A 26990-nucleotide genomic window follows, 5' to 3' on the forward strand; every position below is an offset into this window, starting at 1 on the left:
GCGGCTTGTACCTGGGGTCAGCCGGCGAGGATACGCTCTATCGCCGGGCGGTTCAGCCCTTTCAGACCGATGACGACAAGGCGCGAGCGGCGATCGTCTTCAGCGGTCCAGGCCCGGTCGTAATAATGGTTGACGCGCGGGCCGACGGCCTGCAGCAGGAGCCGCATCGGCTTGCCGCCAACCTCGACGAAGCCCTTGACGCGCAACACGTTTTCTTCCTCCGCCGCCGTGGCGACGCGTTGTGCGAGCTCGTCCGGGTTGGACACGGACGCGATGTCGATGACGAACGAGTCAAAATCGTCATGTTCGTGGTCGAGCTCGTCGTCGTGATGGGTCTTGCGGTTCTCGATGTCGTCCTCGACGGCGAGGCCGAGGCCGAGCAGCACCGACGGATCGACCTTGCCTTGCGAAGTCGGCACGATCTTCACCGCCCGCGCAACATGCTTGCCGATGACGGCATTGGCACGGGCCGAGCCGGCTGCGTCCATCAGGTCGCTCTTCGACAGGATGATCAGGTCGGCGCAAGCGAGCTGGTCCTCGAATACTTCCTCGACCGGATCGTCGTGTTCGAGCGTCTCGTCCTGCGCGCGCTGCGCCTGCAGGGCGTCCATGTCGTTGGCGACGCGGCCATCCGCCAGCGCCGGTCCGTCGACGACGGCGATAACGCCATCGACGGTCACCCGGCTCTTGACCGACGGCCACTGGAAGGCCTGGACCAGCGGCTTGGGCAGGGCCAGCCCGGACGTCTCGATCAGGATATGGTCGACCCTCGGCATCAGCGACAGGATCTGGTCGAGCGCCGGGACAAAATCGTCGGCGACGGTGCAGCAGATGCAGCCATTGGCCAGCTCGACGATGTTTTCCTCGGGGCAGGTGTCGATGCCGCAGCCCTTCAGGATCTCGCCGTCGATGCCGATGTCGCCGAACTCGTTGACGATGATGGCCAGCCGCTTGCCTTTGGCGTTTTCGAGCAAATGGCGGATCAATGTCGTCTTGCCGGCGCCGAGAAATCCGGTAACGACGGTGCAGGGGACGCGCGAAAGGGGGGCAGCGGTCATATCAAGTCCTTCAAAAGGTCGAGGGGAGGGATGCGGGCAACCAGACCGCGCTTCAGGCAATCGGGACGGCCGCGCCACGGAATGAGCCCATCCGTCGAGGTGGCGAACAGCTTTGCGCCGGTCACGAGATCGGCGCCGCTGGTCGCGGTCAGGTCGCCGAAGACGTAACTCCAGCAGCCGTCGCGCAGCATGGCGGCGCTGAGCCGGCGCTTGCAATTGCCGAGGCATTCGACGGTGCGGATTTTGATGTTTTCGCCGGAAGCGGCGCGGCGCGTGTCGTCGGCGAGCAGTTCGCCGGCGCGGGGATGAGCGTCCGAACCGGTCTCGTCACGGCAGGAAGAGCAGACGATGACGGTAACGCCGGCCGGGGAATCGTCAGGGCCGGACAATAAATCCGCTGTCTCAGCCGAAAAACTGCTGTCGCGTTCCAAATCAGGCTCCTTGCCCGGAAAACCCGCCAGGCGATCGGATTCTTATGTCCTAGACGGCAGGTCTCCTGGCTCGCGGGTCATCGCCTTGGTGCCGCCTTCCCGGGAATATCCCAGTGGTTTTCGGCCTTGGCTCGTCGCTTACAGTTGCGGGGACAGCCGCGGATTTGAAATCGAGATTTCGCACCGCATTCCCTCTTGGCCCCTGCCGTTGCGGGCAGGGGACCGTCTGGAACGGATTTAGGCTTGTGGAGGCAGTCGTGTCAACGCACGTCTATGACGCGGCGATATCTGCGAGCGGCCGGCCAAGGTCGCCGGCAGCCGTCACCTCGATGCGCTCAAGCCCGAGCCAGCCCTGCATCTGCTTCAATTCCTCGAAGAGTTCGGCAGCGGTTTGTGGCGGGGCGCCGGGCTCCGCATAGGCGGCATGGACGCGCAATACGCCGGCCGGACGGTCGGCCCTGAGGTCGACGCGCCCGACGATGCTGTCGCCGAGCAGGAACGGCAGCACATAATAGCCATACCGGCGCTTTTCGGCCGGCGTGTAGATCTCGATGCGGTAGTGGAAGTCGAACAATCGCTCGGTGCGCGACCGCTCGAAGACCACGGGATCGAACGGCGCAAGCAGGGCGCGCGCCTCGATCCGGCGCGGCAAACGGACGTTCTTGTGGAGATAGGCTGTTTTGCTCCAGCCGTCGACGCTCACCGGCAACAGCTCGCCAGCCTCGACCAGCTCCTCGATGCGGCCCTTGATATCGGCGGGCGAGAGGCGGAAATAGTCGCGCAGGTCGCCTGCCGTGGCGATGCCATGGGCGCGGGCGGAGATGCGCAGCAATTCGCGGTGAGCGTCCTCGGGAGCGGGCGTTGGCAGACTTAGTATCGTTGGCGGCAGCACGCGCTCCGGCAGATCGTAGAACCGCTCGAAGCCGCGGCGATGGGCGGTGGTGATGCGGCCGGCCCAGAACAGCCATTCGAAGGCGTGCTTGGCATGGCTCCAGCCCCACCAGCCGCCCGAACCCTTCTGGCCTTCGAAAGCCGACGCCGCGATCGGGCCTCGTTCGGCGACCTCGCGATAGATGTCTTCGATATAGGCGGCGTGCTCGCGGCCCCATTTGGCCAGTCCGCTGTACATTTCCTCGCCGCGCTCGGCCCGCTGCATGCGCCAGCGCATCAGCGGATAGGTCTCGACCGGCAGGAAGGAGGCTTCGTGCGCCCAATACTCAAAGACCATGCGCTTGCGCGTTATGGCGGCGTCGTCGAGCAGCGCCAGCTTGTAGGGGCCAAGCCGCGAATAGAGCGGCATGTAGTGGGCGCGCACCACGGCGCTGACGGAACCGATCTGCAGCAGGCCGGTACGGGCAAGCACGCGGGCCAGATGTCGGCGGTCGGGTGTACCGGCGGGTCGGGGGTCATTGAATCCCTGTGCCGCCAGCGCGATGCGGCGGGCCATGCGAAGTGAGATTTTTTCCTTCATCAATGCGGGTATCCTGATGATGCCGGACGGTGCAGAGAATCTGCGATTCCGCGCCATGCTAGCAGGGTTTTGGCGGTATCCATGTCAGGAGAGAAAAGTGGAGTGAAAAGTGAAAGAAATCAAACAGGAGCGGATCTGACCAGTTTTCCCGGATATGCCGCCCAGCACCGCGATTTGAACAAGGTTTGACTTGCTTCGCCGAAAGCGCTGCGCTAACCCTCGCCGCGTTGCAGCATAGAGCCCCCTTAAAACGGTTCAGTGGTTAAACTGTCACGCTTCCGCAAGTGGGTCCGGTGCTGTAATCAGAGTGGATTGGCCGCCAACGGAAACTGCAGCATGAACGCACTTTTAGGTTCGTACCTGCCCATCGTCCTGTTCATCGGCGTGGCGCTGGTGGTCGGGCTGGCGCTGCTTGCCGCACCCTTCCTGGTGGCCTACCGCAACCCCGATCCGGAAAAGCTTTCGGCCTATGAATGCGGCTTCAACTCGTTCGACGATGCGCGCATGAAGTTCGACATCCGCTTCTACCTGGTGTCGATCCTGTTCATCATCTTCGATCTGGAGGTAGCCTTCCTGTTTCCTTGGGCGGTGTCGTTCAGCCAGATCGGCATGCTCGGTTTTTGGTCGATGATGGTGTTTTTGGCGGTGCTGACCATCGGCTTTGCCTATGAATGGAAAAAAGGAGCGCTGGAATGGGATTGAACGACAGTTCCGGCACGCTCGTCGCGCCGAAGCCCAAGGGCCTCATCGACCCCAACACCGGCAGGCCGGTGGGGGAGGATGATCCGTTCTTCCTGGAGATCAACAACGAGCTCGCCGACAAGGGCTTTCTCGTCACCTCGACCGAGGCGCTGATCACCTGGGCGCGCAGCGGCTCGCTGATGTTCATGACCTTCGGTCTCGCCTGCTGCGCGGTCGAGATGATCCATACCTCGATGCCGCGCTATGACTCCGAGAGGTTCGGTGTCGCGCCGCGCGCGTCTCCGCGTCAGTCCGACATCATGATCGTTGCCGGCACGCTGACCAACAAGATGGCGCCGGCGCTGCGCAAGGTCTACGATCAGATGCCGGAGCCGCGCTACGTCATCTCGATGGGCTCCTGCGCCAATGGCGGCGGCTATTATCATTATTCCTATTCGGTGGTGCGCGGCTGCGACCGCATCGTGCCGGTCGACATCTACGTGCCCGGCTGCCCGCCGAGCGCCGAAGCGCTGCTCTACGGCATCCTTCTCCTGCAGAAGAAGATCCGCCGCACCGGCACGATCGAGCGGTGAGCGGCATGACCCAGGCGTTGAATGACCTCTCGACCTATCTCGGCGAGAAGCTGGCCGGCCGGATCGGCGAGGTGGTGTTTGCCTACGGCGAACTCACCATCTCGGTCGAACCGCGCGACCTGATCGAGGTAGTGACCTTCCTGCGCGACGACCCGAAATGCCAGTTCATCTCGATCATTGATGTCTGCGGCGCCGATTATCCGTCGCGGGCAAAGCGCTTCGACGTCGTCTATCATTTGCTGTCGCCGAGGCAGAATATCCGCATCCGCATCAAGGTCCAGGCCGGCGAAGAGACGCTGGTGCCGTCAATCACGGGCATATATCCCGGCGCCGACTGGTTCGAACGCGAAACCTACGATCTCTACGGCGTGCTGTTTTCGGGTCATCCCGATCTGCGGCGGATTCTGACCGACTACGGCTTCGAAGGCCATCCGCTGCGCAAGGACTTTCCGCTGACCGGCTTCGTCGAGGTGCGCTACGACGACGAAGCCAAGCGCGTCATCTACGAGCCGGTGGAGCTCAAGCAGGAATTCCGCAATTTCGATTTTCTGTCCCCATGGGAAGGCACGGATTATGTTCTGCCGGGGGACGAGAAGGCGAAACAGTGAGTAGTGAGTAGTGAGTAGTGAGTAGGAATTGGAAAAAAGGATCGAATCTTATCGCGACCTGAAGGTGTGGCAATCGGCGATGGTGCTTGCTGAAGACTGTTACCGCATCAGTAAAGGGTTTCCGAAGGAGGAGATCTACGGCATGACCTCGCAGATGCGCCGATCGGCGGTTTCGATCGCAGCCAACGTCGCGGAGGGATACGGTCGAGAAAACAGAGGTTCGTTCGTTCAATTTTTGCGCATGGCGCAAGGTTCGTTGAAGGAACTGGAAACGCACATTTTGCTGGCATGCCGGGTTGGGCTGCTACGAAAAGACGATGAGATTGAACTGCTACTGCGATGCGAAGAGATTGGAAAAATGACGAGATCTCTTATCCGGACGGTGCAGGCCAAGCAGGCGGAATGAAGCAGGCATTGAGGTTGATGATCACTACTCACTACTCACTACTGACTCTTCGCCAGAGGCGCCTCCATGGCTGAAACCTCCGTCCGCAACTTCAACATCAATTTCGGCCCGCAACACCCTGCGGCGCACGGCGTTTTGCGCCTCGTGCTGGAGCTCGACGGCGAGGTCGTCGACCGGGTCGATCCGCATATCGGACTGTTGCATCGCGGCACGGAAAAGCTGATCGAGCACAAGACTTATCTGCAGGCGGTGCCTTATCTCGACCGGCTCGACTATTGCGCGCCGATGAACCAGGAGCATGCCTTTGCGCTCGCAGCCGAGCGGCTGCTCGGCATCGAGGTGCCGAAGCGCGGGCAGCTTATTCGAGTTCTCTACTCTGAGATCGGCCGCATCATGTCGCACATCCTCAATGTGACGACGCAGGCGATGGATGTCGGCGCGCTGACGCCGCCGCTGTGGGGCTTCGTCGAGCGCGAAAAGCTGATGGTTTTTTACGAGCGTGCCAGCGGCTCGCGCATGCATGCGGCCTATTTCCGGCCGGGCGGCGTGCATCAGGACCTGCCGCAGAAGCTGATCGAGGACATCGGCAAGTGGATCGACCCGTTCCTGAAGTCGATCGACGACCTCGACGCGCTTTTGACCGGCAATCGCATCTTCAAACAGCGAAATGTCGACATTGCCACCGTCTCCCTGGCGGACGCCTGGGCCTGGGGCTTTTCCGGCGTCATGGTGCGCGGCTCGGGTGCGCCGTGGGACCTGCGCAAATCGCAACCTTACGAATGCTATGCCGAGCTGGATTTCGACATTCCGGTCGGCAAGAACGGCGACTGTTTCGACCGCTATCTGGTGCGCATGGAAGAGATGCGGCAGTCGGCGAAAATCATGCGCCAGTGCGTCGATCTGTTGCTCGGCAAGGAGGGCGGCGGGCCGGTGTCGAACCTCGACGGCAAGGTGGTGCCGCCGAAGCGTGCGGCGATGAAGCGCTCGATGGAAGCGCTGATCCATCACTTCAAGCTCTACACCGAAGGCTACCGCGTTCCGGCCGGCGAGGTCTATGCCGCGGTCGAGGCTCCGAAGGGCGAGTTCGGCGTCTATCTCGTCTCCGACGGCACCAACAAGCCCTACCGCTGCAAGCTGCGCGCGCCGGGCTTTGCGCATCTGCAAGCCATGGACTTTTTGTGCCGCGGCCACATGCTGGCCGACGTCACCGCCGTTCTCGGCTCCCTCGACATCGTGTTTGGTGAGGTCGATCGCTAAATGCCAGTCCGCCGTCTCGCAGAAGCCAGCCTCCAGCCAGCCTCCTTCGCCTTCAACCGGGCGAATGCGGCAGCGGCGAAGCAGTGGATCAAGAAATATCCGAAGGGGCGCGAGCAATCCGCGATCATCCCGTTGCTCATGCTGGCGCAGGAGCAGGAAGGCTGGGTGACCAAGGCGGCGATCGAGGCGATCGCCGACATGCTCGGCATGCCCTATATCAGAGGGCTGGAAGTCGCCACCTTCTATACGCAATACCAGCTCAATCCGGTCGGCAGCCGCGCCCATATCCAGGTCTGCGGCACCACGCCCTGCATGCTGCGCGGCTCGGAAGCGCTGATGGATGTGTGCCGCTCGAAGATCCATCACGACCAGTTCCACACCAACGACAAAGGCACGCTGTCGTGGGAGGAGGTCGAATGCCTCGGCGCCTGCGTCAACGCGCCGATGGTGATGATATTCAAGGACACCTATGAGGATTTGACGCCGGAGCGGCTTGCCGAGATCATCGACCTCTATGACGCAGGCAAGGGCGCCGCGGTGAAACCGGGACCGCAAAACGGCCGCATCACCTCTGAGCCGGCCAGTGGCCTGACGACCCTTAAGAGTGAAAAGGCGATCCTCAAGGCGACCCGCGACCGGGAAGCCAGGGCGGCAACCAAGGCCGCCAAGGAAACGGCGCCGGTGGCCGCCGCCGCAGCGCCGGTTCCGCCTGCTGCCGCGCCTGCACCGGCGCCAGTTGCGCCCTCGAATGCCAGCAAGCCGAAGACCGATGCGGTCGAGACCAGCCCGGCGCTGAAATCGCCGTCGGCGACAAAAGTCGCGCCCGCGGCGGAGAACGCCGCGAGCGTTGCTGCGCCTCTGCATTCGGCCGCCAATGCCAACAAGGCCGAGCCGCAGGTCGAGGACGTCTCGAAACAGCGCAAAGGCTCCAAGAACAAGGCCGAGCCGGCGTCTGCTTTCAAAGCGCCGGAGGCCAAGGTTAAACCGGCGAAGGCTGCCGCCGAAGCGGCCAAGCCGTCGCCCGGAAACAAGAGCCGGCCGACCGGCAAGAAGCCGGTCTGAGGAACGAGCAATGCTTCAGGACAGAGACCGCATCTTCAACAATATCTACGGCCGCTTCGACAAGTCGCTGGCCGGCGCCATGGCGCGCGGCGCCTGGGACAACACGCCCGGCATCATCGCCAAGGGGCGCGAGTGGATCGTCAACGAGATGAAGGCATCGGGCCTGCGCGGCCGCGGCGGCGCCGGCTTCCCGACCGGGCTGAAATGGTCGTTCATGCCCAAGCAGAGCGACGGCCGGCCGAGTTATCTCGTTGTCAATGCCGACGAGTCCGAACCCGGCACCTGCAAGGACCGCGATATATTGCGCCACGATCCGCATACGCTGGTCGAGGGCTGCCTGATCGCCGGCTTCGCCATGGGCGCGGTCGCCGCCTACATCTATGTGCGCGGCGAGTTCATCCGCGAGCGCGAGGCGCTGCAACGCGCCATCGATGAGGCCTATGCGGCCAAGCTGATCGGCAAGAACAATACCTCCGGCTACGATTTCGACATCTACATGCACCATGGCGCCGGCGCCTATATCTGTGGCGAGGAAACGGCGCTGCTCGAAAGCCTCGAAGGCAAGAAAGGCCAGCCGCGGCTGAAGCCGCCGTTTCCGGCCAATGTCGGCCTCTATGGCTGCCCGACGACGGTCAACAATGTCGAGTCCATCGCCGTGGCGCCAACCATTCTGCGCCGCGGTGCGGCCTGGTTCTCGTCCTTCGGCCGGCCCAACAATGCCGGCACCAAGCTGTTCTGCATCTCCGGCCACGTCAACAATCCGTGCACCGTCGAAGAGGCGATGTCGATCCCGTTCCGCGAACTGATCGAGACGCATTGCGGCGGCATCCGCGGCGGCTGGGACAATCTGCTGGCGGTCATTCCGGGCGGCGCCTCGGTGCCGTTGGTGCCGGCCGAGCAGATCATCGACGCGCCGATGGATTTCGATGCGCTGCGCGACCTGAAATCGGGCCTAGGCACCGCGGCTGTCATCGTCATGGACAAATCGACCGATGTCGTGAAGGCGATCGCGCGGCTGTCCTATTTCTACAAGCACGAGAGCTGCGGCCAGTGCACGCCCTGCCGTGAGGGCACGGGCTGGATGTGGCGGGTGATGGAACGGCTGGTGCGCGGCGAGGCGCAGAAGCGCGAGATCGACATGCTGCTCGACGTGACCAAGCAGGTCGAGGGCCACACGATCTGTGCTCTGGGCGATGCGGCGGCATGGCCGATCCAGGGCCTGATGCGGCATTTCCGCGGCGAGGTGGAGCGGCGCATCGACGAGTTCTCGCGCAACGCACACCGAGCCGAACCGGTGCTGGCGGCGGCGGAATAGAAGAATTCAAAAAAATGCGGGCGAATGCCCGAAACGAGGAAACGAGCGCGGGGCAGACGGAAACGACCAGGAGACCACCTATGTCGCTGTTTTCGATACCCGACGATTTGACGCCCGATGGGGACCCGTTCTTGAAGATGAACCAGGACCTGACCAGGACAATGCCGAAGGAGATGGCCAGCGCCGTCAATCTCCTGGCGCATCCTGTCGCCGGCGCGGCGGCGATGACGGCACTCGGCATCGGGCTTGCCAACCACGCCTTTGGCGTCTGGATGGGCGTGCTTTCAGGCGTGGCCGAGACCTCGCAGCGGCTTTGGCAGCCGGTCACCGAGGATTTCGAGGCCCGGACCGAACGCGTTTCCGCGACCGGCAAAAGCTCCTCGACCAAGGCGCGCGCAGCCACCAAAACCCTGATTGCCGAGGCGCAGTCCTTCGCTAATGACGTGACCGACATTGCAACAAGCACTGCGGCGCGGAGCGTGGCGAATGCCAGCACCGTTGCAGCGGACGCGTCGGCCGGACTGATGCCGGAGGATTTCAAGCAGCCCAAGCCGATGGACCGGCCAGCCGTGCCCGTCGACCTCAAGGCGATATCGGGCATCGGACCGAAACTGGAAAAGGTGCTTAATGGCCTTGGCATCTGGACATACGCCCAGATTGCCGCGTGGACGCCGCAAGAGATCGCCTGGGTCGAAGATTACCTGTCGTTGAAGGGCCGTATCGGCCGTGACGGCTGGATCGGTCAGGCGGCCGCATTGGCCGAGGCCAAAAATTGAATTCAATACCGTGCGCGGTGTCGGCTGCGCCCGGAAGGAAAGATTGCGGAACGTCCGCAGGGGTTTGAGGCGAAATGGCAAAGCTCAAGGTCGACGGGAAAGAGATCACTGTACCCGACCACTACACGCTGCTGCAGGCGGCCGAGGACGCCGGTGCGGAAGTGCCGCGCTTCTGCTTCCACGAGCGGCTGTCGATCGCCGGCAATTGCCGCATGTGCCTGATCGAGGTGAAGGGCGGCCCGCCCAAGCCGCAGGCGTCCTGCGCCATGGGCGTGCGCGACCTGCGCCCCGGTCCGAACGGCGAGCCGCCGGAAATCTTCACCAACAGGCCGATGGTCAAGAAGGCCCGCGAAGGCGTGATGGAATTCCTGCTGATCAACCATCCGCTGGACTGCCCGATCTGCGATCAGGGCGGCGAGTGCGACCTGCAGGACCAGGCGATGGCGTTCGGCGTCGATTCCTCACGCTACCACGAGAACAAGCGGGCGGTCGAAGACAAGTATATCGGGCCGCTGGTCAAGACGATCATGAACCGCTGCATCCATTGCACGCGCTGCGTCCGCTTTACCACCGAGATTGCGGGCATATCCGAGCTCGGCCTGATCGGCCGCGGCGAGGATGCCGAGATCACCACCTATCTCGAAAGCGCGATGACTTCGGAACTGCAGGGCAATGTCATCGACCTTTGCCCGGTCGGTGCGCTGACCTCCAAACCCTACGCCTTCCAGGCACGGCCGTGGGAACTGACCAAGACAGAATCCATCGACGTGATGGACGCCGTCGGCTCGGCAATCCGCGTCGATAGCCGGGGCCGCGAAGTGATGCGCATCCTGCCGCGTACCAACGAGGCGGTGAACGAGGAGTGGATTTCCGACAAGACCCGCTTCATCTGGGACGGCCTGCGCACGCAGCGCCTCGACCGGCCCTATGTGCGCAAGGACGGCAGACTGGCCCCGGCAAGCTGGGCGGAGGCTTTTGCCGCGATCAAGGAAGCGGTGTCGAATGCGGCACCCGAAAAGATCGGTGCCATTGCCGGCGATCTCGCAGCCGTCGAGGAGATCTACGCGCTGAAGCTTCTGATGGCTTCGCTCGGCTCGAGGAACACCGACTGCCGCCAGGACGGCGCCGCACTCGATCCGTCGCTCGGCCGGGCGAGCTATGTCTTCAACCCGACCATCGAAGGCATCGAACAGGCCGATGCGGTGCTGATCATCGGCGCCAATCCGCGCTTCGAGGCATCCCTGCTCAACGCCCGCATCCGCAAGCGCTGGCGGGCCGGCAATCTGCCGGTCGGCGTCATCGGCGATGTCGGCGATACGCGCTATGATTACGAGCAGCTCGGCGCCGGGCCGGAATCGCTGAAGGATCTGGCCGACGGCAACGGCAAGTTCTTCCAGCTGCTGAAGAAGGCGACGCATCCGCTGATCATCGTCGGACAGGGTGCGCTGGCGCGTCCAGACGGGACGGCCGTGGTTGGCCAGGCGGCGAAGCTCGCCGTCGCAGTCAACGCCGCTAGAGCCGACTGGAACGGCTTTGCCGTGCTGCACACCGCCGCGGCGCGTGTCGGCGGCCTCGATGTCGGCTTCGTACCGGGCGAGGGCGGCAGGAATGTCGCCGGCATGCTGGGCGAGACCGACGTGCTGTTCCTGCTCGGCGCCGACGAGATCGACATGGCCAAGACCGGCGGCGCTTTCGTCGTCTATATCGGCACGCATGGCGACAAGGGCGCGCATCGCGCTAACGTCATCCTGCCGGGTGCCGCCTATACCGAGAAGTCGGGCACCTTCGTCAACACCGAGGGCCGCGTGCAGCAGACCAACCGGGCCGGCTTTGCGCCCGGCGAAGCGCGCGAGGACTGGGCGATTCTCAGAGCTCTGTCGGATGTGCTCGGCAAGAAGCTGCCGTTCGATTCGCTGACGCAGCTACGCGCAAAGCTCTATGCGGAATACCCGCATCTTGCCCGCATCGACCATGTCGCGACCGGCGACCCGGCCGACATCGCCAGGGTTGCCAAGCTAGGCGGGCGGCTGAACAAGGGCACCTTCACCTCGCCGGTCAAGGATTTCTACCTGACCAATCCGATCGCGCGGGCTTCCGCGGTGATGGCCGAATGCTCGGCTTTGGCGAAAAACGGCTTCAGGCAGGCGGCGGAGTAGATATGGACACCTTCTTCTCCTTCTACGTGCTGCCGGCGCTGCTGATCCTTTTGAAGTCGGTCGTGCTGATCGTCGTTCTGTTGATCTTCGTCGCCTATGTGCTTTATGCCGACCGCAAGATCTGGGCGGCGGTGCAATTGCGCCGCGGACCGAACGTCGTCGGCCCGTGGGGCACGCTGCAGGCCTTCGCCGACCTGCTGAAATTCGTGTTCAAGGAGCCGGTGATCCCGTCCGGCGCCAACAAGGGCGTTTTCCTGCTGGCGCCCTTGGTGTCGGCGGTGCTGGCGATCTCGGCCTGGGCGGTCATACCGGTCAATGAAGGCTGGGCGATCGCCAACGTCAATGTCGGCATCCTCTACGTCTTCGCCATCTCCTCGCTCGAGGTCTATGGCGTGATCATGGGCGGCTGGGCGTCGAACTCAAAATACCCATTCCTCGGCGCGCTGCGCTCGGCGGCGCAGATGGTGTCCTACGAAGTCTCGATCGGTTTCGTCATCGTCACCGTGCTGCTTTGCGTCGGCTCGCTCAACCTGTCCGACATCGTCTTGTCGCAGCAGGACGGGCTGGGCACGCGGCTCGGCCTGCCCAACACCTTCCTCGACTGGCATTGGCTGTCGCTGTTCCCGATGTTCATCGTCTTCTTCATCTCGGCGTTGGCCGAGACCAACCGTCCGCCCTTCGACCTCGTGGAAGCCGAATCGGAACTCGTCGCCGGCCACATGGTCGAATATTCCTCGACGCCGTTCCTGTTGTTCTTCCTCGGCGAATATGTCGCCGTCGTCCTGATGTGCGCGCTGGCCACCATCCTGTTCCTTGGCGGCTGGCTGCCGCCCTTCAACTTCGCGCCGTTCACCTGGGTGCCGGGGCTGATCTGGTTCGTGCTCAAGGTCTGCCTGGTGTTCTTCATGTTCTCGATGGTGAAGGCGTTCGTGCCGCGCTACCGCTACGACCAGTTGATGCGGCTCGGCTGGAAGGTCTTCCTGCCGATCTCGCTGTTCATGGTGGTCGCCACCGCCGCTTTCCTAAAAATCACGGGGTTTGCCTGATGTCTGCATTATCCCAGGCCGCCAAGTCACTGCTTTTGCAGGATTTCGTCGGCGCTTTCTTCCTATCGATGCGCCAGTTCTTCGCGCCGAAGGAGACGATCAACTATCCGCATGAGAAGGGACCGGTCAGCCCGCGCTTCCGCGGCGAACATGCGCTGCGCCGTTATCCGAACGGCGAGGAACGCTGCATCGCCTGCAAATTGTGCGAGGCGATCTGCCCGGCGCAGGCCATCACCATCGAAGCCGGCCCGCGCCGCAATGACGGCACGCGGCGCACCGTGCGCTACGACATCGATATGGTGAAATGCATCTATTGCGGCTTCTGCCAGGAAGCCTGCCCGGTCGACGCCATCGTCGAGGGGCCGAATTTCGAGTTCGCGACGGAGACGCGCGAGGAACTTTATTACGACAAGGACAGGCTTCTGGCCAATGGCGACCGCTGGGAGCGTGAGCTGGCGCGCAACATCTCGCTGGATGCGCCTTACCGCTGATATTTGATGCATGAACGGGGCGAGGGCCTCGTTCAGAGGATGATCCCGAAAAGTTGCAGACTTTTCGGACAAGATCATCCTCCGGAATGAAAGAGTGTCGCATGTTTTCTTTTCGATCGGGTCTTTCAACCCGATCGGAACATGCGATAGGAACACGCAACTTGCCGACCGGAGGCGGTGGCAAAAAACAGGACGAACGTCCTGTTTGGACAGGAAACCCGGGGGAACCCATGCTGAGTGGACTAGAGGCGGCCTTTTTCTACCTCTTCGCCTTTGTCGCGGTGGCATCGGCGTTCATGGTCATTTCGGCGCGCAATCCCGTGCATTCGGTGCTGTTCCTGATCCTGACCTTCTTCAACGCCGCCGGCCTGTTCATGCTGACCGGCGCCGAGTTCCTGGCGATGATCCTGCTCGTCGTCTATGTCGGCGCGGTGCTGGTGCTGTTCCTGTTCGTGGTCATGATGCTCGACGTCGACTTCGCCGAAATGAAGGAAGGCGCCCTGCAATATGCACCGATCGGCGCGCTGGTCGGGCTGATCCTGGCGGCGGAGCTTATCGTGGTGCTCGGCGGCTATACATTCGCGCCGAAACTGGCGGCGACGGTCGCCAAGCCCATTCCGGACCTGGCCGCGCGCTCGAACACGGCAGCGCTTGGCGACATCCTCTATACGGATTACGTCTATTACTTCCAGGTAGCTGGCCTGGTGCTGCTGGTCGCCATGATCGGCGCCATCGTGCTGACGCTGCGCCACAAGCCGGGCGTCAAGCGGCAGTCGATCGCCGCCCAGGTCGGCCGCACGGCAGCAACCGGAGTGGAAATCCGCAAGGTCAAGACGGGCGAAGGAGTCTGAGATGGTCGTCGGCATCGCGCACTACCTGACCGTATCGGCGATCCTGTTCACGCTCGGCGTGTTCGGCATCTTCCTGAACCGCAGGAACGTCATCGTCATCTTGATGTCGATCGAGCTGATCCTGCTTGCGGTCAACATCAATTTCGTCGCCTTTTCGGCGGCGCTCGGCGATTTGGTCGGCCAGGTTTTCGCACTGTTCGTGCTGACGGTCGCGGCGGCCGAAGCGGCGATCGGCCTTGCCATTCTCGTCGTCTTCTTCCGCAACCGCGGCTCGATCGCGGTCGAAGACGTGAACATGATGAAGGGTTGACGGAACCACCATGTATCAGGCCATCGTCTTCCTTCCGCTGCTCGGCTTCCTGATCGTCGGCCTGTTCGGCACTTCGCTCGGCGCCAAGGCTTCTGAATACATCACCTCCGGCTTCCTGGTGATCGCGGCTGTGCTGTCGTGGGTTGCCTTCTTCTCGGTCGGCTTCGGCGGCGGGGAGGTGTTCACCGTGCCGGTGCTGCGCTGGATCCAGTCAGGCGGCCTCGAAGCGTCGTGGGCGCTGCGGATCGATACGCTGACCGTGGTGATGCTGGTCGTCGTCAATACGGTGTCGGCGCTGGTCCATGTCTACTCGATCGGCTACATGCATCACGACCCGGACCGGCCGCGCTTCTTCGCCTATCTGTCGCTGTTCACCTTCGCCATGCTGATGCTGGTGACGGCCGACAACCTCGTGCAGATGTTCTTCGGCTGGGAAGGCGTCGGCCTTGCCTCGTATCTGCTGATCGGCTTCTGGTACAAGAAGCCGTCGGCCAATGCGGCTGCGATCAAGGCCTTCGTCGTCAACCGCGTCGGCGATTTCGGCTTTGCGCTCGGCATATTCGGCGTGTTCGTGCTGTTCGGCTCGGTCAATCTCGGCACCATCTTCGCCAATGCGGCGACGTTCATTCCGGCGGAAGGCGCGCCGCAAGGCGCGGCCGTACTGACCTTCCTCGGCTATGCGCTTGATAAGCAGGCCGCGATGACGGTCGTCTGCCTGCTCCTGTTCATGGGCGCGATGGGCAAGTCGGCGCAGGTGCCGCTGCACACCTGGCTGCCGGATGCCATGGAAGGCCCGACGCCGGTCTCGGCACTGATCCATGCCGCCACCATGGTGACGGCAGGCGTGTTCATGCTGGCGCGGCTGTCGCCGCTGTTCGAGCTGTCGCATTCGGCACTGACGGTGGTCACCTTCATCGGCGCCTTCACCGCCTTCTTCGCGGCGACAGTCGGTCTTGTCCAGAACGACATCAAGCGCGTCATCGCCTATTCGACCTGTTCGCAGCTCGGCTACATGTTCGTGGCGCTCGGCGTCGGCGCATATGGCGCGGCGATTTTCCATCTGTTCACCCACGCCTTCTTCAAGGCGCTGCTGTTCCTCGGCTCGGGCTCGGTCATCCACGCCGTCTCCGACGAGCAGGACATGCGCAAAATGGGTGGCCTAAGGACGCTGATCCCGACGACTTACTGGATGATGGTGATCGGCACGCTGGCGCTGACCGGTGTCGGCATTCCGGTAACGATCATCGGCACGGCCGGCTTCTTTTCCAAGGACGCCATCATCGAAGCGGCCTTCGCCGGCCACAATGCGGTCGCCGCATTTGCCTTCATATTGCTGGTCATTGCTGCCTGCTTCACCTCCTTCTACTCCTGGCGGCTGATCTTCATGACCTTCCACGGCGAGCCGCGGGCCAGCCACGAGGTCATGCACCATGTCCATGAATCGCCGCCGGTCATGCTGGTGCCGCTGTTCATCCTGGCGGCTGGCGCGCTGCTCGCCGGTGTGATCTTCCACGGCGCCTTCATCGGCGAGGGCTATGCCGAATTCTGGAAGGCGTCGCTGTTCACGCTGCCGGACAACCAGATCCTGCACGAAATCCACGAAGTGCCATTATGGGTCGAGCTGTCGCCGTTCATCGCCATGCTGATCGGCTTCGCGATAGCCTGGCAGTTCTATATTCGCGCGCCGGAAATGCCTCGAAGCGTCGCCGCCAACCATCGCCTGCTCTACGCCTTCCTGCTCAACAAATGGTATTTTGACGAGCTCTACGACTTCCTGTTCGTGCGGCCGGCAAAGCGCCTCGGCAGCTTCCTGTGGAAGACCGGCGATGGCACCGTCATCGACGGGCTCGGGCCGGACGGCATTTCGGCGCGCGTCGTCGACGTCACCAACCGGGTCGTGAAACTGCAGACCGGCTATCTCTACCACTATGCCTTCGCCATGCTGATCGGCGTTGCCGCACTCGTCACCTGGATGATGCTCTGATGACCGCCTGGCCGATCCTATCGCTGGTCACCTTCCTGCCGCTGGTTGGTGTGCTGCTCATCCTTTTCGTGCGTGACGACAGCGACAACGCGCGCCGCAACATCCGCGCCATCGCGCTGTTCACGACTGCATTCACGTTTGTGATTTCGCTGTTTATCTGGACCGGCTTCGACAATTCGCAACCCGGCTTCCAGTTCGTCGAGAAGTTTGCCTGGCTGGATTCCGGCATCTCCTACCATATGGGCGTAGACGGCATCTCCATGCTGTTCGTCATCCTGACCACCTTCCTGATGCCGCTCTGCATTCTCGCCTCGTGGGAATCGATCGAGAAGCGCGTCAAAGCCTATATGATCGCCTTCCTGCTGCTCGAGACGCTGATGATCGGCGTGTTCTGTGCGCTGGACATCGTCTTGTTCTACGTCTTCTTCGAAGCCGGCCTTATCCCGATGTTCATCATCATCGGCGTGTGGGGCGGCAAGCGGCGCGTCTATGCCTCGTTCAAGTTCTTCCTCTACACCCTGGCCGGCTCGGTGCTGATGCTGCTCGCCATCATGGCGATGTTCTTCCAGTCCGGCACCACCGATATCCCGACGCTGCTGACGCATAATTTCCCGGCCAATATGCAGACCTGGCTATGGCTTGCCTTCTTCGCGTCCTTTGCGGTGAAGATGCCAATGTGGCCGGTGCATACCTGGCTGCCGGACGCGCATGTCGAAGCGCCGACGGCCGGCTCGGTGATCCTGGCCGCCATCCTGCTCAAGATGGGCGGGTACGGCTTCCTGCGTTTTTCGCTGCCGATGTTTCCGATCGCATCGGAAATGTTTGCGCCGCTGATCTTCACGCTTTCCGTCGTCGCCATCATCTACACCTCGCTGGTGGCGCTGATGCAGGAGGACATGAAGAAGCTGATCGCCTATTCGTCGGTCGCTCACATGGGCTTCGTTACCATGGGCATCTTCGCGATGAACCAGGAAGGCGTCCAGGGCTCGATCTTCCAGATGCTGTCGCACGGCCTGGTCTCCGGCGCGCTGTTCCTCTGCGTCGGCGTCGTTTACGACCGCATGCACACGCGCGACATCGACGCCTATGGCGGGTTGGTCAACAACATGCCGAAATATGCAACCGTGTTCATGATCTTCACCATGGCCAATGTCGGCCTGCCCGGCACCAGCGGCTTCGTCGGCGAGTTCCTGACCATGCTCGGCGTGTTCCGGGTCAACACCTGGGTGGCGTTCTTCGCCGCCACCGGCGTCATACTGTCGGCGGCCTATGCGCTCTGGCTCTACCGCAAGGTGATCTTCGGCGCACTGACCAAGGAAAGCCTGAAAGGTTTGCTCGACCTGTCGACGCGCGAAAAGGTGATCATCTATCCGCTGGTCGCGCTGGTCATCTTCTTTGGCGTCTATCCGGCGCCGATCTTCGACGCGACGGCCGAATCGGTCAAGGCGCTCGTTACCAATGTCACCGCATCCATCGGCGCCGCGCAGACCGCGGCGGCGAACTGACTGGGGGTTTGCGAACCATGACGCCGGACCTTCTCTCCAGCCTGTCGCTCTCGACGCCAGAGCTGATCCTCGCCATCGGCGCCTTGGCGCTGTTGATGCTCGGCGCCTATTCGCGCGCCAACACCGCCGTCACGGTGAGCGGCCTTGCTGTTGCCGTGCTGGTGATCGCCGGCGCCTGGCTGATCTTTTCCCCGGGGCAGGGCAACGCCTATGGCGAAGCCTTCATCCAGGACCCATTCGCCCGCTTCATGAAGATGTTGGCGCTGGTCGGCTCGGCGGTGACGCTGGTCATGTCGGTTCGCTTTGCCCAGGCGGAGCGTTTCGACAAGTTCGAATATCCGGTGCTGATCCTGCTCTGCACGCTCGGCATGATGCTGATGATCTCGGCCAACGGCATGATCGGGCTCTATCTCGGCCTCGAGCTGCAGTCGCTGGCGATCTACGTGCTGGCGGCGATCAACCGCGATAATCTGCGCTCGACCGAGGCCGGGCTGAAGTACTTCGTCCTTGGCGCGCTGTCGTCGGGCATGCTGCTTTACGGCATCTCGCTGGTCTACGGCTACACGGGCAACACGGGCTTCCAGGAGATCGCCGCGGCGCTCAGCGGCGGCGAGCGCCAGCTCGGCCTCGTCTTCGGCCTGGTCTTTGTGCTGGCCGGCCTTGCCTTCAAGATCTCGGCGGTGCCGTTCCATATGTGGACGCCCGACGTCTATGAGGGCGCGCCGACGCCGGTGACGGCCTTTCTGGCGGCGGCACCGAAGATGGCGGCGATGGCGCTGATGGTGCGCGTCACCATGGGCGCCTTCAAGCCGATCGCCGCCGACTGGCAGCAGATCATCGTCTTCATCTCGATCGCCTCGATGGCGCTCGGCGCATTCGCGGCCATCGGCCAGACCAACATCAAGCGGCTGATGGCCTATTCCTCCATCGGCCATATGGGTTATGCTCTGGTCGGCCTTGCCGCCAACAGCCAGGACGGCGTGCGCGGCGTCGCCATCTACATGCTGATCTATCTGGTGATGACGCTCGGCACCTTCGCCTTCATCCTCGCCATGCGGCGCAAGGAGGGCAATGTCGAGCAGATCAGCGATCTTGCCGGCCTGTCGGCGACCAACCCGATCATGGCGACGATCCTCACTATCATGATGTTCTCGCTGGCCGGTATCCCGCCGCTCGCCGGCTTTTGGGGGAAATGGTACGTGTTCCTCGCCGCCATCAATGCCAACCTCTACGCGCTGGCGATCATCGGCGTGCTGGCCTCTGTGGTGGGCGCCTATTATTATCTGCGCATCATCAAGATCATGTGGTTCGACGAACCGGTCGGCGGCTTCGTGCCGATGGCGACCGAACTGCGCGTCGTGCTCGGCGCCTGCGGCGCTTTCGTGCTGTTCTACGTGCTGATCGGCGGCCCGATCGGAACCTACGCAGCCGCCGCGGCCAAGACCTTCTTCTAACGGATGACGTTCAGGCTGGCTCCAACCGCGGCTTCGGAAGGGTTCCGGCTCGAGGCGCACGATACGGTCGGCTCCACCAATGCGCTGGCGCTGGAGCACGCGCGGGCCGGCGATCCGGGCAAACTCTGGGTCGTCTCAAAAAAGCAAGAAGCGGGACGTGGCCGCCGCGGCCGCGCCTGGGCGACGCCCGAAGGCAACCTGGCGGCGACGCTGCTGGTGATCACCAACACCGAGCTTCGACTTGCCGCGACGCTCGGCTTCGTTGCCGGACTGGCGCTGGCCGACGCGCTCGACGCCGTCGTGCCGAAAGGCAGGATTGCGATCGGCCTCGATGGTGCGAGCCAGGGCAAGAACCGCTTCGAGTTGAAATGGCCGAACGACGTGCTTGCCTCGGGCGCCAAGCTCGCCGGCATCCTGCTGGAATCGGCGATGCTGGATGGCGACCGTTCGGCGGTGGCTGTCGGCATCGGGGTCAATGTGGTGGCTTATCCCAATGATTTGCCCTATCCAGCGACGTCGCTCAACGCGCTGGGGTCGGCTTGCGATGCCGAGACGCTGTTTCTGGCGCTGTCGGATGCATGGAGCGAGAATGCCCGGCTGTGGAACGAAGGGCGTGGGCTTGCCGCCGTCAGGCGGCGCTGGCTGGCGCGTGCGGCGGGGCTTGGCGGGCAGGTTGCTGTCAGAATTGACGGAAATGTGGTGCGCGGCACCTTCGAGACCATTGACGAAGACTGCCGTTTCGTGATCCGCGACGATGAAGGCTCGGTTCTGACGATCGCCGCCGGCGACGTGCATTTCGGCGCGGTCGCATCGGCCGTCGGTTGACTGGCCAATACGTTTGACTGGCCAGGTATTTGACCAGCTTGAATTTGACCGGCCGACAATTTTGATTGGCCGACAATTTTGACCGGCCCACAATTTGACCGGCCCACAATTTGACCGGCAAGGAAGGAAAGACCATGGCGACAGCGGAAAATGCCGAACTTGTCTTCGTGCCGCTCGGCGGTGTCGGCGAGATCGGCATGAACTTCGCCCTCTACGGCTATGGGCCGGCCAATGCGCGCGAATGGATCGTCGTCGACGTCGGCGTTACTTTTCCCGATGCAACCCTGCCCGGCGTCGACCTGGTACTGCCCGACACCCGCTTCATCGAGGAGAATGTCGCCAATCTGCGCGGCATCGTCATCACCCATGCACATGAGGACCACTACGGGGCGCTGCACGACATCTGGCCGAAGCTCAAGGCGCCGGTCTGGATGACGCCGTTCGGCGCCGGCCTGCTGGAAGCCAAGCGGCAGGGCGAGCAAGGGGCGCCGAAGATCCCGGTGACGATCTATCGGGCTGGCGAGAAATTCACCGTCGGTCCGTTCGAGATCGAGGCCATCCCCGTCGCGCACTCCATTCCCGAACCGATGTCGCTGGCGATCACCACGCCGGCCGGCGTCGTCATCCATACCGGCGACTGGAAGATCGATCCGGCGCCGACGGTGGGGCCGATGACCGACGAGGCACGCTTCCGTGCCTATGGCGACAAGGGCGTGCTGGCGTTGATCTGCGATTCCACCAACGCGCTGCGGGAAGGGGAATCACCGTCGGAAGTGGCGGTGGGCGAGGGCCTCAAAGGTGTCATCCAGAATGCCAAGGGCCGTGTCGCCGTCAGCAGCTTCTCCTCCAATGTCGGCCGCATCGTCTCGATCGCCAAGGCAGCGCGGGATGCCGGCCGCCAATGCCTGGTGCTTGGCCGCTCGATGAAGCGCGTCATCGATGTGGCTGATGAACTCGGTTATATGGACGGGTTGCCGGAATTCATCGCCGAGGAGGATTACGGCTTCATCCCGCGCGAAAACCTCGTCATCATCTGCACCGGAAGCCAAGGCGAGCCGCTTGCCGCACTTGCCAAGCTGTCGCGCGACGAGATGAAGTCGGTGGCGCTGACGGCCGGCGACACGGTGGTGTTTTCCTCGCGCACCATTCCCGGCAACGAGAAGGCGATCCTCGAAATCAAGAACCGCCTGATCGATCTCGGCATCAAGATCATCGAGGACGGCGATGCGCTGGTGCATGTCTCCGGCCATCCACGCCGCAGCGAATTGCGCAAGATGTATGAATGGGTGCGGCCGCAGATCGGCGTTCCCGTTCATGGCGAGGCGGCGCATCTGGTGGCGCAGGGCTCGCTGATGTCGACGTCCGGCATCGGCCAGGTGGCGCAGGTGCGCGACGGCGACATGCTCAGGCTGTATCCGGGTGCTGCCGCCATCATCGACCAGGTTCCGTTCGGCCGCATCTACAAGGACGGAAGGCTGATCGGCAGCGATCAGGCGATGGGCATTCGCGACCGCCGCAAGCTGTCCTTTGCCGGCCATGTCGCCGTCAACGTCGTGCTCGACGACAAATACGAGCTTGCCGGCGATCCCGATCTCGTCGCCATCGGCGTCGCCGAGGCCGACCGCAGCGGCGAGAGCCTGGAAGACCTGATGATCGATGCGGCAATCGGCGCCGTGGACTCCATCCCCCGCCAGCGCCGAAAAGACCTCGACCTGGTCCAGGAGGCGGTGCGGCGCGCGGTGCGCGGCGCGGCCAACGAAGCCTGGGGCAAGAAGCCGCTGGTGACAGTGTTCGTCACGCGGTGACGAACAAGGGAATAGGGCAGTAAGGCAGTAAGGGAGTAGGGAAGCAGGAAGTAGGAGCGCAAACAGTCTGCACTTCTAGATCCTTTTTTCCCTACTCCCCTACTGCCTTACTCCCCTACTCCCTTAACCCGGGAGTACCCTATGCTCGGACGTCTCAACCATGTCGCGCTTGCGGTGCCGGATCTGGCCGCGGCTGCGGCGGTCTATCGCGATACGCTTGGCGCCCGCGTAACCGCGCCGCAGGCGCTGCCGGAGCATGGCGTTACGGTGGTGTTCGTCGACGTCGGCAACACCAGGATCGAGTTGCTCGAGCCGCTCGGCGAAGCCTCGCCGATCGCCGCATTCCTCGAGAAGAATCCGTCCGGCGGCATGCACCATCTCTGCTACGAGGTGGACGACATTGTTGCGGCGCGCGACCGTCTCAAGGCCAGCGGCGCGCGCGTGCTGGGCGACGGCAAGCCGAAGACCGGCGCGCATGGCAAACCGGTATTGTTTCTGCACCCCAAGGATTTCTTCGGCACGCTGGTCGAACTGGAGCAAGCATGAGTTGGGTTTCGTTTGTTGCCCTGTTCTTCGCCACATGGTGGGTGGTGTTGTTCGCCGTCCTGCCGTTCAGCATGCGGACACAGGACGAGGACCGGGACGTGACGCTTGGCACGGTTCCGAGCGCACCGCGCGGACCGCATATGCTGCGCGCGGCGCTGCGCACGACAATCGCCACGCTGGTCCTCATGGCTATCTTCTACGGCATCACGAGAGGGCTTGGCCTCGGCATCGATGACATCCCGCATATCGTGCCGGATTTCAACCAGAGCCCAGCGCATTAGCCGGCTACCTACCGTGTCCGGCTATCCCAGCCTAGCCGACGCCCTGAAATCAAGCTGAGCCAGCACGGTCAATCCAAGTAAAGCCCCGGGGCGGGCTTGGGCTGACGCAACGTCATGTAGTTTGGTAATCTGTCGTGCTAACCAAATGATTGCACAAAAAAAATGCAAGGCGCGAGGCCTTGCAATTTAAACGCGTCCGATCTGTTTCCGGTGTCCGGCGGCAGCGAGTTACCGCGCCTAGATCGCATCCTCCCAAGACTTTGACCGCGTAGGAGGGCAGATTTTTCTCTACCCTCTCGGTTATGTGGGCACACTAGCCTAAGGCGGGTGAAAATGTCACGAAGAATTTTGCCCGGAAACAGGCAATCTCGTGCTGCAGTGCACAATAGTACGGCAGGCGTTGCTTGCGAAACGCCCAGCAAGCCGCGTGCGGCAATTGCGGCGCCTGTGCAGCGCCTGGGCCGGGTTTCCATTCCGCCATGAAATGGCTATGAAGCCGGGGCAAGCAAGCCTGTGCCGCGCCGATTCCGGCGCCGCCATCCTCTCTCACGGACCAGTTCATGCGTTTGTCGCGCTATTTCCTGCCCATCCTCAAAGAAAACCCGCGCGAGGCCGAGATCGTCTCGCATCGGCTGATGCTGCGTGCCGGCATGATCCGCCAGCAGGGGCAGGGCAGCTTTTCCTGGCTGCCGCTCGGCAAGCGGGTGCTGGACAAGGTCTGCCGGATTATCCGCGAGGAGCAGAATCGCGCCGGCGCGCTCGAAATCCTGATGCCGACCATCCAATCGGCCGAGCTGTGGCGCGAAAGTGGCCGCTATGAAGATTACGGCAAGGAGATGCTGCGCATCAAGGACCGGCAAGACCGCGATATGCTCTACGGGCCGACCAACGAGGAGATGGTCACCGAGATCTTCCGCTCCTACGTCAAGTCCTACAAGGACCTGCCGCTCAACCTCTATCACATCCAGTGGAAGTTTCGCGACGAGGTGCGCCCGCGCTTCGGCGTCATGCGTTCGCGCGAGTTCCTGATGAAGGACGCCTATTCCTTCGACCTCGATTATGAAGGCGCCAAGGCCGCCTATAACCGCATGTTCGTGTCCTATCTCAGGACGTTTACGCGCATGGGGCTGCAGGCTATCCCGATGCGCGCCGACACCGGGCCGATCGGCGGCGACCTCAGCCATGAGTTCATCATCCTGGCCGACACCGGCGAGAGCCAGGTGTTTTGCCACCGCGATTATCTCTCGCTGGCAGTGCCTGGCGCAGACACGGATTTTTCGAACGACGCCGAGATCGGCGCCATCGTCAAGACATGGACGACGCCCTATGCCGCCACCGACGAGATGCATGACGAGGCGGCATGGGAGAAGGTGCCCGCGAGCGACCGGGTCTCGGCGCGCGGCATCGAGGTTGGTCATATCTTCCATTTCGGCGACAAATATTCCAAGCCGATGGGCGCCAAGGTGACAGGCCCGGACGGCAAGGATCATTTCGTTTCTGGCGGTTCCTACGGCATCGGCCCGTCCAGGCTGGTCGCCGCGATCATCGAAGCCAGTCATGACGATAACGGCATCATCTGGCCGGAGGCGGTGACGCCGTTCGATGTCGGCTTGATCAACATGAAGGCCGGCGATGCCGAATGCGATCGCGTCTGCGGCGAGCTGCACGCCGCTTTTGCCGCCGCCGGCAAGGAGGTGCTCTACGACGACACCGACCAGCGGCCGGGCGGCAAGTTCGCCACCGCCGATCTGATCGGGCTGCCGTGGCAGGTGATCGTCGGGCCGCGCGGCATCGCCGCCGGCGAGGTCGAAATCAAGAACCGCAGGACCGGCGAGCGCGAGACGCTGCCGATCGCGGACGTGAAGCAGCGTTTCGGTGCCGCCGCATGAACAAAGCGGCGGCAGCAAGACCATCGGGCGCCGGGCCTTTTTCCGGCTTCGAGCGCATGGTGGCGTGGCGCTATCTGCGCTCGCGTCGCAAGGAGACGGTGATCTCGGTCATCGCTTCGATCTCCTTCCTCGGCATCATGCTGGGCGTCGCCACGCTGATCGTCGTCATGGCGGTGATGAACGGCTTTCGCGCCGAACTGCTGACGCGCATCCTAGGCGTCAACGGGCACCTGATCGTGCAGCCGCTCGATATGCCGCTGGAGGACTATGCCCAGGTCGCCGGCCGCATCAACGGCGTGCCCGGCGTCAAATACGCCATCCCGCTGATCGACGGGCAGGTGCTGGCGCAAGGCAATGTCGGCGGCGGCACCGGCGCGCTGGTGCGCGGCATACGCGGCGAGGATCTCGGCAAGATCACCATCGTCGCCAACAATATCAAGGAGGGCTCGATCGTCGGCTTCGACACCGGCGAAGGCGTCGCCATCGGCAGCCGCATGGCCGAGAATCTCGGGCTAGTGCTTGGCGATACGATCACGCTGATTTCGCCCGAGGGCGACATCACGCCGCTTGGCACGACGCCGCGCATGAAAGGCTATCCGGTCACCGCGATCTTCGAGGTCGGCATGTCGGAATATGACAGCTCGATCGTCTACATGCCGTTCTCGGAAGCGCAGCTTTACTTCAACATGGACGGCCGGGCGCAGACGATCGAGATCTACGCCGACAATCCCGACAATATCGACGCGCTGAAGCCGAAGGTCGAAGATGCGGCGCAGCGGCCGATCAGCCTTGTCGATTGGCGGCAACGCAACAAGACGTTCTTCGACGCGCTGCAGGTCGAGCGCAACGTCATGTTCATGATCCTGACCCTGATCGTGCTGGTGGCGGCGCTCAACATCATTTCGGGCCTGATCATGCTGGTGAAGGACAAGGGCCACGACATCGCCATCCTGCGCACCATGGGCGCGACGCGCAGCGCGATCCTGCGCATCTTCCTGATGACCGGGGCTGCGATCGGCGTTGTCGGCACCATCGCCGGCGTGCTGCTCGGCATCGTGATCTGCCTCAACGTCGAGCGCATTCGCCAGTTCTTCTCCTGGCTGGCCAACGAGCGGCTGTTCAATCCCGAGCTTTATTTCCTGAGCCAATTGCCGGCCCGCATGGATGCCGGCGAGACGATCTCCGTCGTTCTCATGGCGCTGGCGCTGTCGTTCCTGGCCACGCTGTTTCCGGCGTGGCGCGCGGCCAGGCTCGATCCGGTCGAAGCGCTGAGGTACGAGTGATGGCCGAAGCCATTATCGAGCTGAAGAGCGTCGAACGGCACTATGTGCAGGGACCGCGCAAGCTGACCATCCTGAACGGCGCCGATTTTTCGCTGAAGCGTGGCGAGATGGTGGCGCTTGTGGCGCCGTCGGGCACCGGCAAGTCGACGCTGCTACACACCGCCGGGCTGCTGGAGCGACCGGACGCCGGCGACGTGATCCTGGCGGGGCGCGCCTGCGGCCGGCTTTCCGACGACGAGCGCACGGCGATCCGCCGCAACGACGTCGGCTTCGTCTATCAGTTCCATCATTTGCTGCCTGAATTCTCGGCGCTGGAAAACATCATGATGCCGCAGCTGATAAAAGGGCTGCCGCGCAAGGAGGCGGCCGAGCGGGCGGCGCAATTGCTCGACTATATGCAGATCGGCAAGCGGGCACAGCATCGCCCCTCCGAGCTCTCCGGCGGCGAGCAGCAGCGGGTCGCCATTGCGCGTGCCGTCGCCAATGCGCCGCTGGTGCTTTTGGCCGACGAGCCGACCGGCAATCTCGACCCGGTGACTGCTTCCTATGTGTTCGAGGCGCTGGCAGCGCTGGTCCGGCAATCGGGCCTGGCGGCGCTGATCGCCACTCATAATCATGAGCTCGCCTCGCGCATGGACCGCCGCGTGACGCTGGCCGACGGCAAGGTTGTGCCGCTTTAGGGTGCGCTGCAATTGAGGCGATGACGGCCTGCGGGCTGCCGTGCGCCGTCCCGCCGCTTTCGCGCGCCTGTTGGCCCGAAACGCTTGGCATCTCCCTCTCAACCCTTTCTTAACCCTGTCGAAATGACCGAGCGCAATTCCGGTGACACCCGGACTGCGATCGTTGACATTCGAACAAAATTAGAACAAAATACGAACATACTAACAACAGGAGAGAGTTATGACC

At 62.8% G+C, this 26990-nt stretch carries 26 protein-coding genes and 1 riboswitch; of the genes, 23 read left to right on the top strand and 3 right to left on the bottom strand.

Annotated elements, in window-relative coordinates:
• Positions 1-17: 17 nt before the first annotated feature.
• The 3 genes from cobW to NKH78_RS12140 all read right to left on the bottom strand — a co-directional run bounded on the left by cobW (position 18) and on the right by NKH78_RS12140 (position 2960).
• Positions 18-1058, bottom strand: a complete 1041-nt coding sequence (cobW, locus tag NKH78_RS12130; protein WP_352688103.1) for a cobalamin biosynthesis protein CobW — start codon at positions 1056-1058, stop codon at positions 18-20.
• Entirely contained in the window at positions 1055-1489 is a 435-nt protein-coding gene (locus NKH78_RS12135) for a DUF1636 family protein (RefSeq protein ID WP_352882974.1), read from the bottom strand. The genes cobW and NKH78_RS12135 overlap by 4 nt, the downstream gene beginning before the upstream one ends.
• A 38-nt stretch (positions 1490-1527) precedes the next feature.
• A riboswitch (cobalamin riboswitch) is annotated at positions 1528-1731 on the bottom strand.
• 29 nt (positions 1732-1760) lie between these two features.
• Positions 1761-2960, bottom strand: a complete 1200-nt coding sequence (locus tag NKH78_RS12140; RefSeq protein WP_352882976.1) for a winged helix-turn-helix domain-containing protein — start codon at positions 2958-2960, stop codon at positions 1761-1763.
• A gap of 336 nt (positions 2961-3296) precedes the next feature.
• Here NKH78_RS12140 and NKH78_RS12145 point away from each other — a divergent pair, with 336 nt between their 5' ends.
• The 23 genes from NKH78_RS12145 to NKH78_RS12255 all read left to right on the top strand — a co-directional run bounded on the left by NKH78_RS12145 (position 3297) and on the right by NKH78_RS12255 (position 26764).
• The gene (locus tag NKH78_RS12145; RefSeq protein ID WP_023720750.1) at positions 3297-3662 is read left to right on the top strand and encodes an NADH-quinone oxidoreductase subunit A; all 366 of its coding nucleotides are present in this window, start codon (positions 3297-3299) and stop codon (positions 3660-3662) included.
• Complete coding sequence (locus tag NKH78_RS12150; protein WP_023720749.1) at positions 3653-4234, top strand: NuoB/complex I 20 kDa subunit family protein; 582 nt, start codon at positions 3653-3655, stop codon at positions 4232-4234. The genes NKH78_RS12145 and NKH78_RS12150 overlap by 10 nt, the downstream gene beginning before the upstream one ends.
• 5 nt (positions 4235-4239) lie before the next feature.
• Positions 4240-4842, top strand: a complete 603-nt coding sequence (locus NKH78_RS12155; RefSeq protein ID WP_352738729.1) for an NADH-quinone oxidoreductase subunit C — start codon at positions 4240-4242, stop codon at positions 4840-4842.
• Positions 4843-4870: 28 nt separating this feature from the next.
• On the top strand, positions 4871-5248 hold the full coding sequence (locus NKH78_RS12160; protein ID WP_352505698.1) for a four helix bundle protein: 378 nt from the start codon (positions 4871-4873) through the stop codon (positions 5246-5248).
• A 66-nt stretch (positions 5249-5314) separates the two neighbouring features.
• A complete protein-coding gene (locus NKH78_RS12165; RefSeq protein WP_254818103.1) occupies positions 5315-6505 on the top strand; it encodes an NADH-quinone oxidoreductase subunit D in 1191 nt (396 codons plus the stop codon).
• Positions 6506-7567 carry an NADH-quinone oxidoreductase subunit NuoE gene (gene nuoE, locus NKH78_RS12170; protein ID WP_352882978.1) on the top strand — a complete coding sequence of 354 codons (1062 nt, stop codon included), beginning with the start codon at positions 6506-6508 and terminating at the stop codon, positions 7565-7567. It abuts the gene before it with no gap.
• Between the two features lie 10 nt (positions 7568-7577).
• Positions 7578-8882, top strand: coding sequence for an NADH-quinone oxidoreductase subunit NuoF (nuoF, locus tag NKH78_RS12175; RefSeq protein ID WP_254818105.1), 1305 nt, complete (start codon positions 7578-7580; stop codon positions 8880-8882).
• A gap of 80 nt (positions 8883-8962) precedes the next feature.
• Positions 8963-9658 carry a helix-hairpin-helix domain-containing protein gene (locus tag NKH78_RS12180; RefSeq protein ID WP_352647016.1) on the top strand — a complete coding sequence of 232 codons (696 nt, stop codon included), beginning with the start codon at positions 8963-8965 and terminating at the stop codon, positions 9656-9658.
• Positions 9659-9732: 74 nt separating this feature from the next.
• A complete protein-coding gene (gene nuoG / locus NKH78_RS12185) occupies positions 9733-11814 on the top strand; it encodes an NADH-quinone oxidoreductase subunit NuoG (RefSeq protein ID WP_352882981.1) in 2082 nt (693 codons plus the stop codon).
• A gap of 2 nt (positions 11815-11816) precedes the next feature.
• Complete coding sequence (gene nuoH / locus NKH78_RS12190; protein ID WP_292663045.1) at positions 11817-12860, top strand: NADH-quinone oxidoreductase subunit NuoH; 1044 nt, start codon at positions 11817-11819, stop codon at positions 12858-12860.
• A complete protein-coding gene (nuoI, locus tag NKH78_RS12195) occupies positions 12860-13351 on the top strand; it encodes an NADH-quinone oxidoreductase subunit NuoI (protein ID WP_254818109.1) in 492 nt (163 codons plus the stop codon). Before nuoH ends, nuoI begins: the two co-directional genes overlap by 1 nt.
• Positions 13352-13581: 230 nt before the next feature.
• Positions 13582-14202 (top strand): NADH-quinone oxidoreductase subunit J, encoded by a 621-nt coding sequence (locus NKH78_RS12200; RefSeq protein WP_352703643.1) that lies wholly within the window; start codon positions 13582-13584, stop codon positions 14200-14202.
• A 1-nt stretch (position 14203) separates the two neighbouring features.
• Entirely contained in the window at positions 14204-14512 is a 309-nt protein-coding gene (gene nuoK / locus NKH78_RS12205) for an NADH-quinone oxidoreductase subunit NuoK (RefSeq protein WP_023676620.1), read from the top strand.
• Positions 14513-14522: 10 nt separating this feature from the next.
• Positions 14523-16496 (top strand): NADH-quinone oxidoreductase subunit L, encoded by a 1974-nt coding sequence (gene nuoL / locus NKH78_RS12210; RefSeq protein WP_352738719.1) that lies wholly within the window; start codon positions 14523-14525, stop codon positions 16494-16496.
• Complete coding sequence (locus tag NKH78_RS12215; RefSeq protein WP_352738717.1) at positions 16496-18001, top strand: NADH-quinone oxidoreductase subunit M; 1506 nt, start codon at positions 16496-16498, stop codon at positions 17999-18001. The genes nuoL and NKH78_RS12215 overlap by 1 nt, the downstream gene beginning before the upstream one ends.
• 17 nt (positions 18002-18018) lie before the next feature.
• Positions 18019-19455: an NADH-quinone oxidoreductase subunit NuoN gene (gene nuoN / locus NKH78_RS12220; RefSeq protein ID WP_352477554.1), complete on the top strand. Its 1437-nt coding sequence runs from the start codon at positions 18019-18021 to the stop codon at positions 19453-19455.
• Between the two features lie 3 nt (positions 19456-19458).
• A complete protein-coding gene (locus NKH78_RS12225; protein ID WP_352477556.1) occupies positions 19459-20280 on the top strand; it encodes a biotin--[acetyl-CoA-carboxylase] ligase in 822 nt (273 codons plus the stop codon).
• 134 nt (positions 20281-20414) lie between these two features.
• Entirely contained in the window at positions 20415-22085 is a 1671-nt protein-coding gene (locus NKH78_RS12230; protein ID WP_352505705.1) for a ribonuclease J, read from the top strand.
• 141 nt (positions 22086-22226) lie between these two features.
• Positions 22227-22631, top strand: a complete 405-nt coding sequence (gene mce, locus NKH78_RS12235) for a methylmalonyl-CoA epimerase (protein ID WP_352477558.1) — start codon at positions 22227-22229, stop codon at positions 22629-22631.
• Positions 22628-22912, top strand: a complete 285-nt coding sequence (locus NKH78_RS12240; RefSeq protein ID WP_352688109.1) for a DUF1467 family protein — start codon at positions 22628-22630, stop codon at positions 22910-22912. The genes mce and NKH78_RS12240 overlap by 4 nt, the downstream gene beginning before the upstream one ends.
• Positions 22913-23472: 560 nt before the next feature.
• The gene (proS, locus tag NKH78_RS12245; RefSeq protein WP_352703654.1) at positions 23473-24801 is read left to right on the top strand and encodes a proline--tRNA ligase; all 1329 of its coding nucleotides are present in this window, start codon (positions 23473-23475) and stop codon (positions 24799-24801) included.
• Entirely contained in the window at positions 24798-26084 is a 1287-nt protein-coding gene (locus tag NKH78_RS12250) for a lipoprotein-releasing ABC transporter permease subunit (protein WP_352505708.1), read from the top strand. The genes proS and NKH78_RS12250 overlap by 4 nt, the downstream gene beginning before the upstream one ends.
• On the top strand, positions 26081-26764 hold the full coding sequence (locus NKH78_RS12255) for an ABC transporter ATP-binding protein (protein WP_254818120.1): 684 nt from the start codon (positions 26081-26083) through the stop codon (positions 26762-26764). Before NKH78_RS12250 ends, NKH78_RS12255 begins: the two co-directional genes overlap by 4 nt.
• Positions 26765-26990 lie beyond the last annotated feature (226 nt).

This window comes from Mesorhizobium sp. M0910, assembly GCF_040319465.1.
Taxonomy (GTDB): Bacteria; Pseudomonadota; Alphaproteobacteria; order Rhizobiales; family Rhizobiaceae; genus Mesorhizobium.

What these genes read in the sequence shown, in the direction of transcription:
- cobW (WP_352688103.1), bottom strand. Translation starts at nt 1,058, where the DNA reads ATGACCGCTGCCCCCCTTTCGCGCGTCCCCTGCACCGTCGTTACCGGA.
- NKH78_RS12140 (WP_352882976.1), bottom strand. Translation starts at nt 2,960, where the DNA reads ATGAAGGAAAAAATCTCACTTCGCATGGCCCGCCGCATCGCGCTGGCG.
- NKH78_RS12145 (WP_023720750.1), top strand. Translation starts at nt 3,297, where the DNA reads ATGAACGCACTTTTAGGTTCGTACCTGCCCATCGTCCTGTTCATCGGC.
- NKH78_RS12150 (WP_023720749.1), top strand. Translation starts at nt 3,653, where the DNA reads ATGGGATTGAACGACAGTTCCGGCACGCTCGTCGCGCCGAAGCCCAAG.
- NKH78_RS12155 (WP_352738729.1), top strand. Translation starts at nt 4,240, where the DNA reads ATGACCCAGGCGTTGAATGACCTCTCGACCTATCTCGGCGAGAAGCTG.
- NKH78_RS12165 (WP_254818103.1), top strand. Translation starts at nt 5,315, where the DNA reads ATGGCTGAAACCTCCGTCCGCAACTTCAACATCAATTTCGGCCCGCAA.
- nuoE (WP_352882978.1), top strand. Translation starts at nt 6,506, where the DNA reads ATGCCAGTCCGCCGTCTCGCAGAAGCCAGCCTCCAGCCAGCCTCCTTC.
- nuoF (WP_254818105.1), top strand. Translation starts at nt 7,578, where the DNA reads ATGCTTCAGGACAGAGACCGCATCTTCAACAATATCTACGGCCGCTTC.
- NKH78_RS12180 (WP_352647016.1), top strand. Translation starts at nt 8,963, where the DNA reads ATGTCGCTGTTTTCGATACCCGACGATTTGACGCCCGATGGGGACCCG.
- nuoG (WP_352882981.1), top strand. Translation starts at nt 9,733, where the DNA reads ATGGCAAAGCTCAAGGTCGACGGGAAAGAGATCACTGTACCCGACCAC.
- nuoH (WP_292663045.1), top strand. Translation starts at nt 11,817, where the DNA reads ATGGACACCTTCTTCTCCTTCTACGTGCTGCCGGCGCTGCTGATCCTT.
- nuoI (WP_254818109.1), top strand. Translation starts at nt 12,860, where the DNA reads ATGTCTGCATTATCCCAGGCCGCCAAGTCACTGCTTTTGCAGGATTTC.
- NKH78_RS12200 (WP_352703643.1), top strand. Translation starts at nt 13,582, where the DNA reads ATGCTGAGTGGACTAGAGGCGGCCTTTTTCTACCTCTTCGCCTTTGTC.
- nuoK (WP_023676620.1), top strand. Translation starts at nt 14,204, where the DNA reads ATGGTCGTCGGCATCGCGCACTACCTGACCGTATCGGCGATCCTGTTC.
- nuoL (WP_352738719.1), top strand. Translation starts at nt 14,523, where the DNA reads ATGTATCAGGCCATCGTCTTCCTTCCGCTGCTCGGCTTCCTGATCGTC.
- NKH78_RS12215 (WP_352738717.1), top strand. Translation starts at nt 16,496, where the DNA reads ATGACCGCCTGGCCGATCCTATCGCTGGTCACCTTCCTGCCGCTGGTT.
- nuoN (WP_352477554.1), top strand. Translation starts at nt 18,019, where the DNA reads ATGACGCCGGACCTTCTCTCCAGCCTGTCGCTCTCGACGCCAGAGCTG.
- NKH78_RS12225 (WP_352477556.1), top strand. Translation starts at nt 19,459, where the DNA reads ATGACGTTCAGGCTGGCTCCAACCGCGGCTTCGGAAGGGTTCCGGCTC.
- NKH78_RS12230 (WP_352505705.1), top strand. Translation starts at nt 20,415, where the DNA reads ATGGCGACAGCGGAAAATGCCGAACTTGTCTTCGTGCCGCTCGGCGGT.
- mce (WP_352477558.1), top strand. Translation starts at nt 22,227, where the DNA reads ATGCTCGGACGTCTCAACCATGTCGCGCTTGCGGTGCCGGATCTGGCC.
- NKH78_RS12240 (WP_352688109.1), top strand. Translation starts at nt 22,628, where the DNA reads ATGAGTTGGGTTTCGTTTGTTGCCCTGTTCTTCGCCACATGGTGGGTG.
- proS (WP_352703654.1), top strand. Translation starts at nt 23,473, where the DNA reads ATGCGTTTGTCGCGCTATTTCCTGCCCATCCTCAAAGAAAACCCGCGC.
- NKH78_RS12250 (WP_352505708.1), top strand. Translation starts at nt 24,798, where the DNA reads ATGAACAAAGCGGCGGCAGCAAGACCATCGGGCGCCGGGCCTTTTTCC.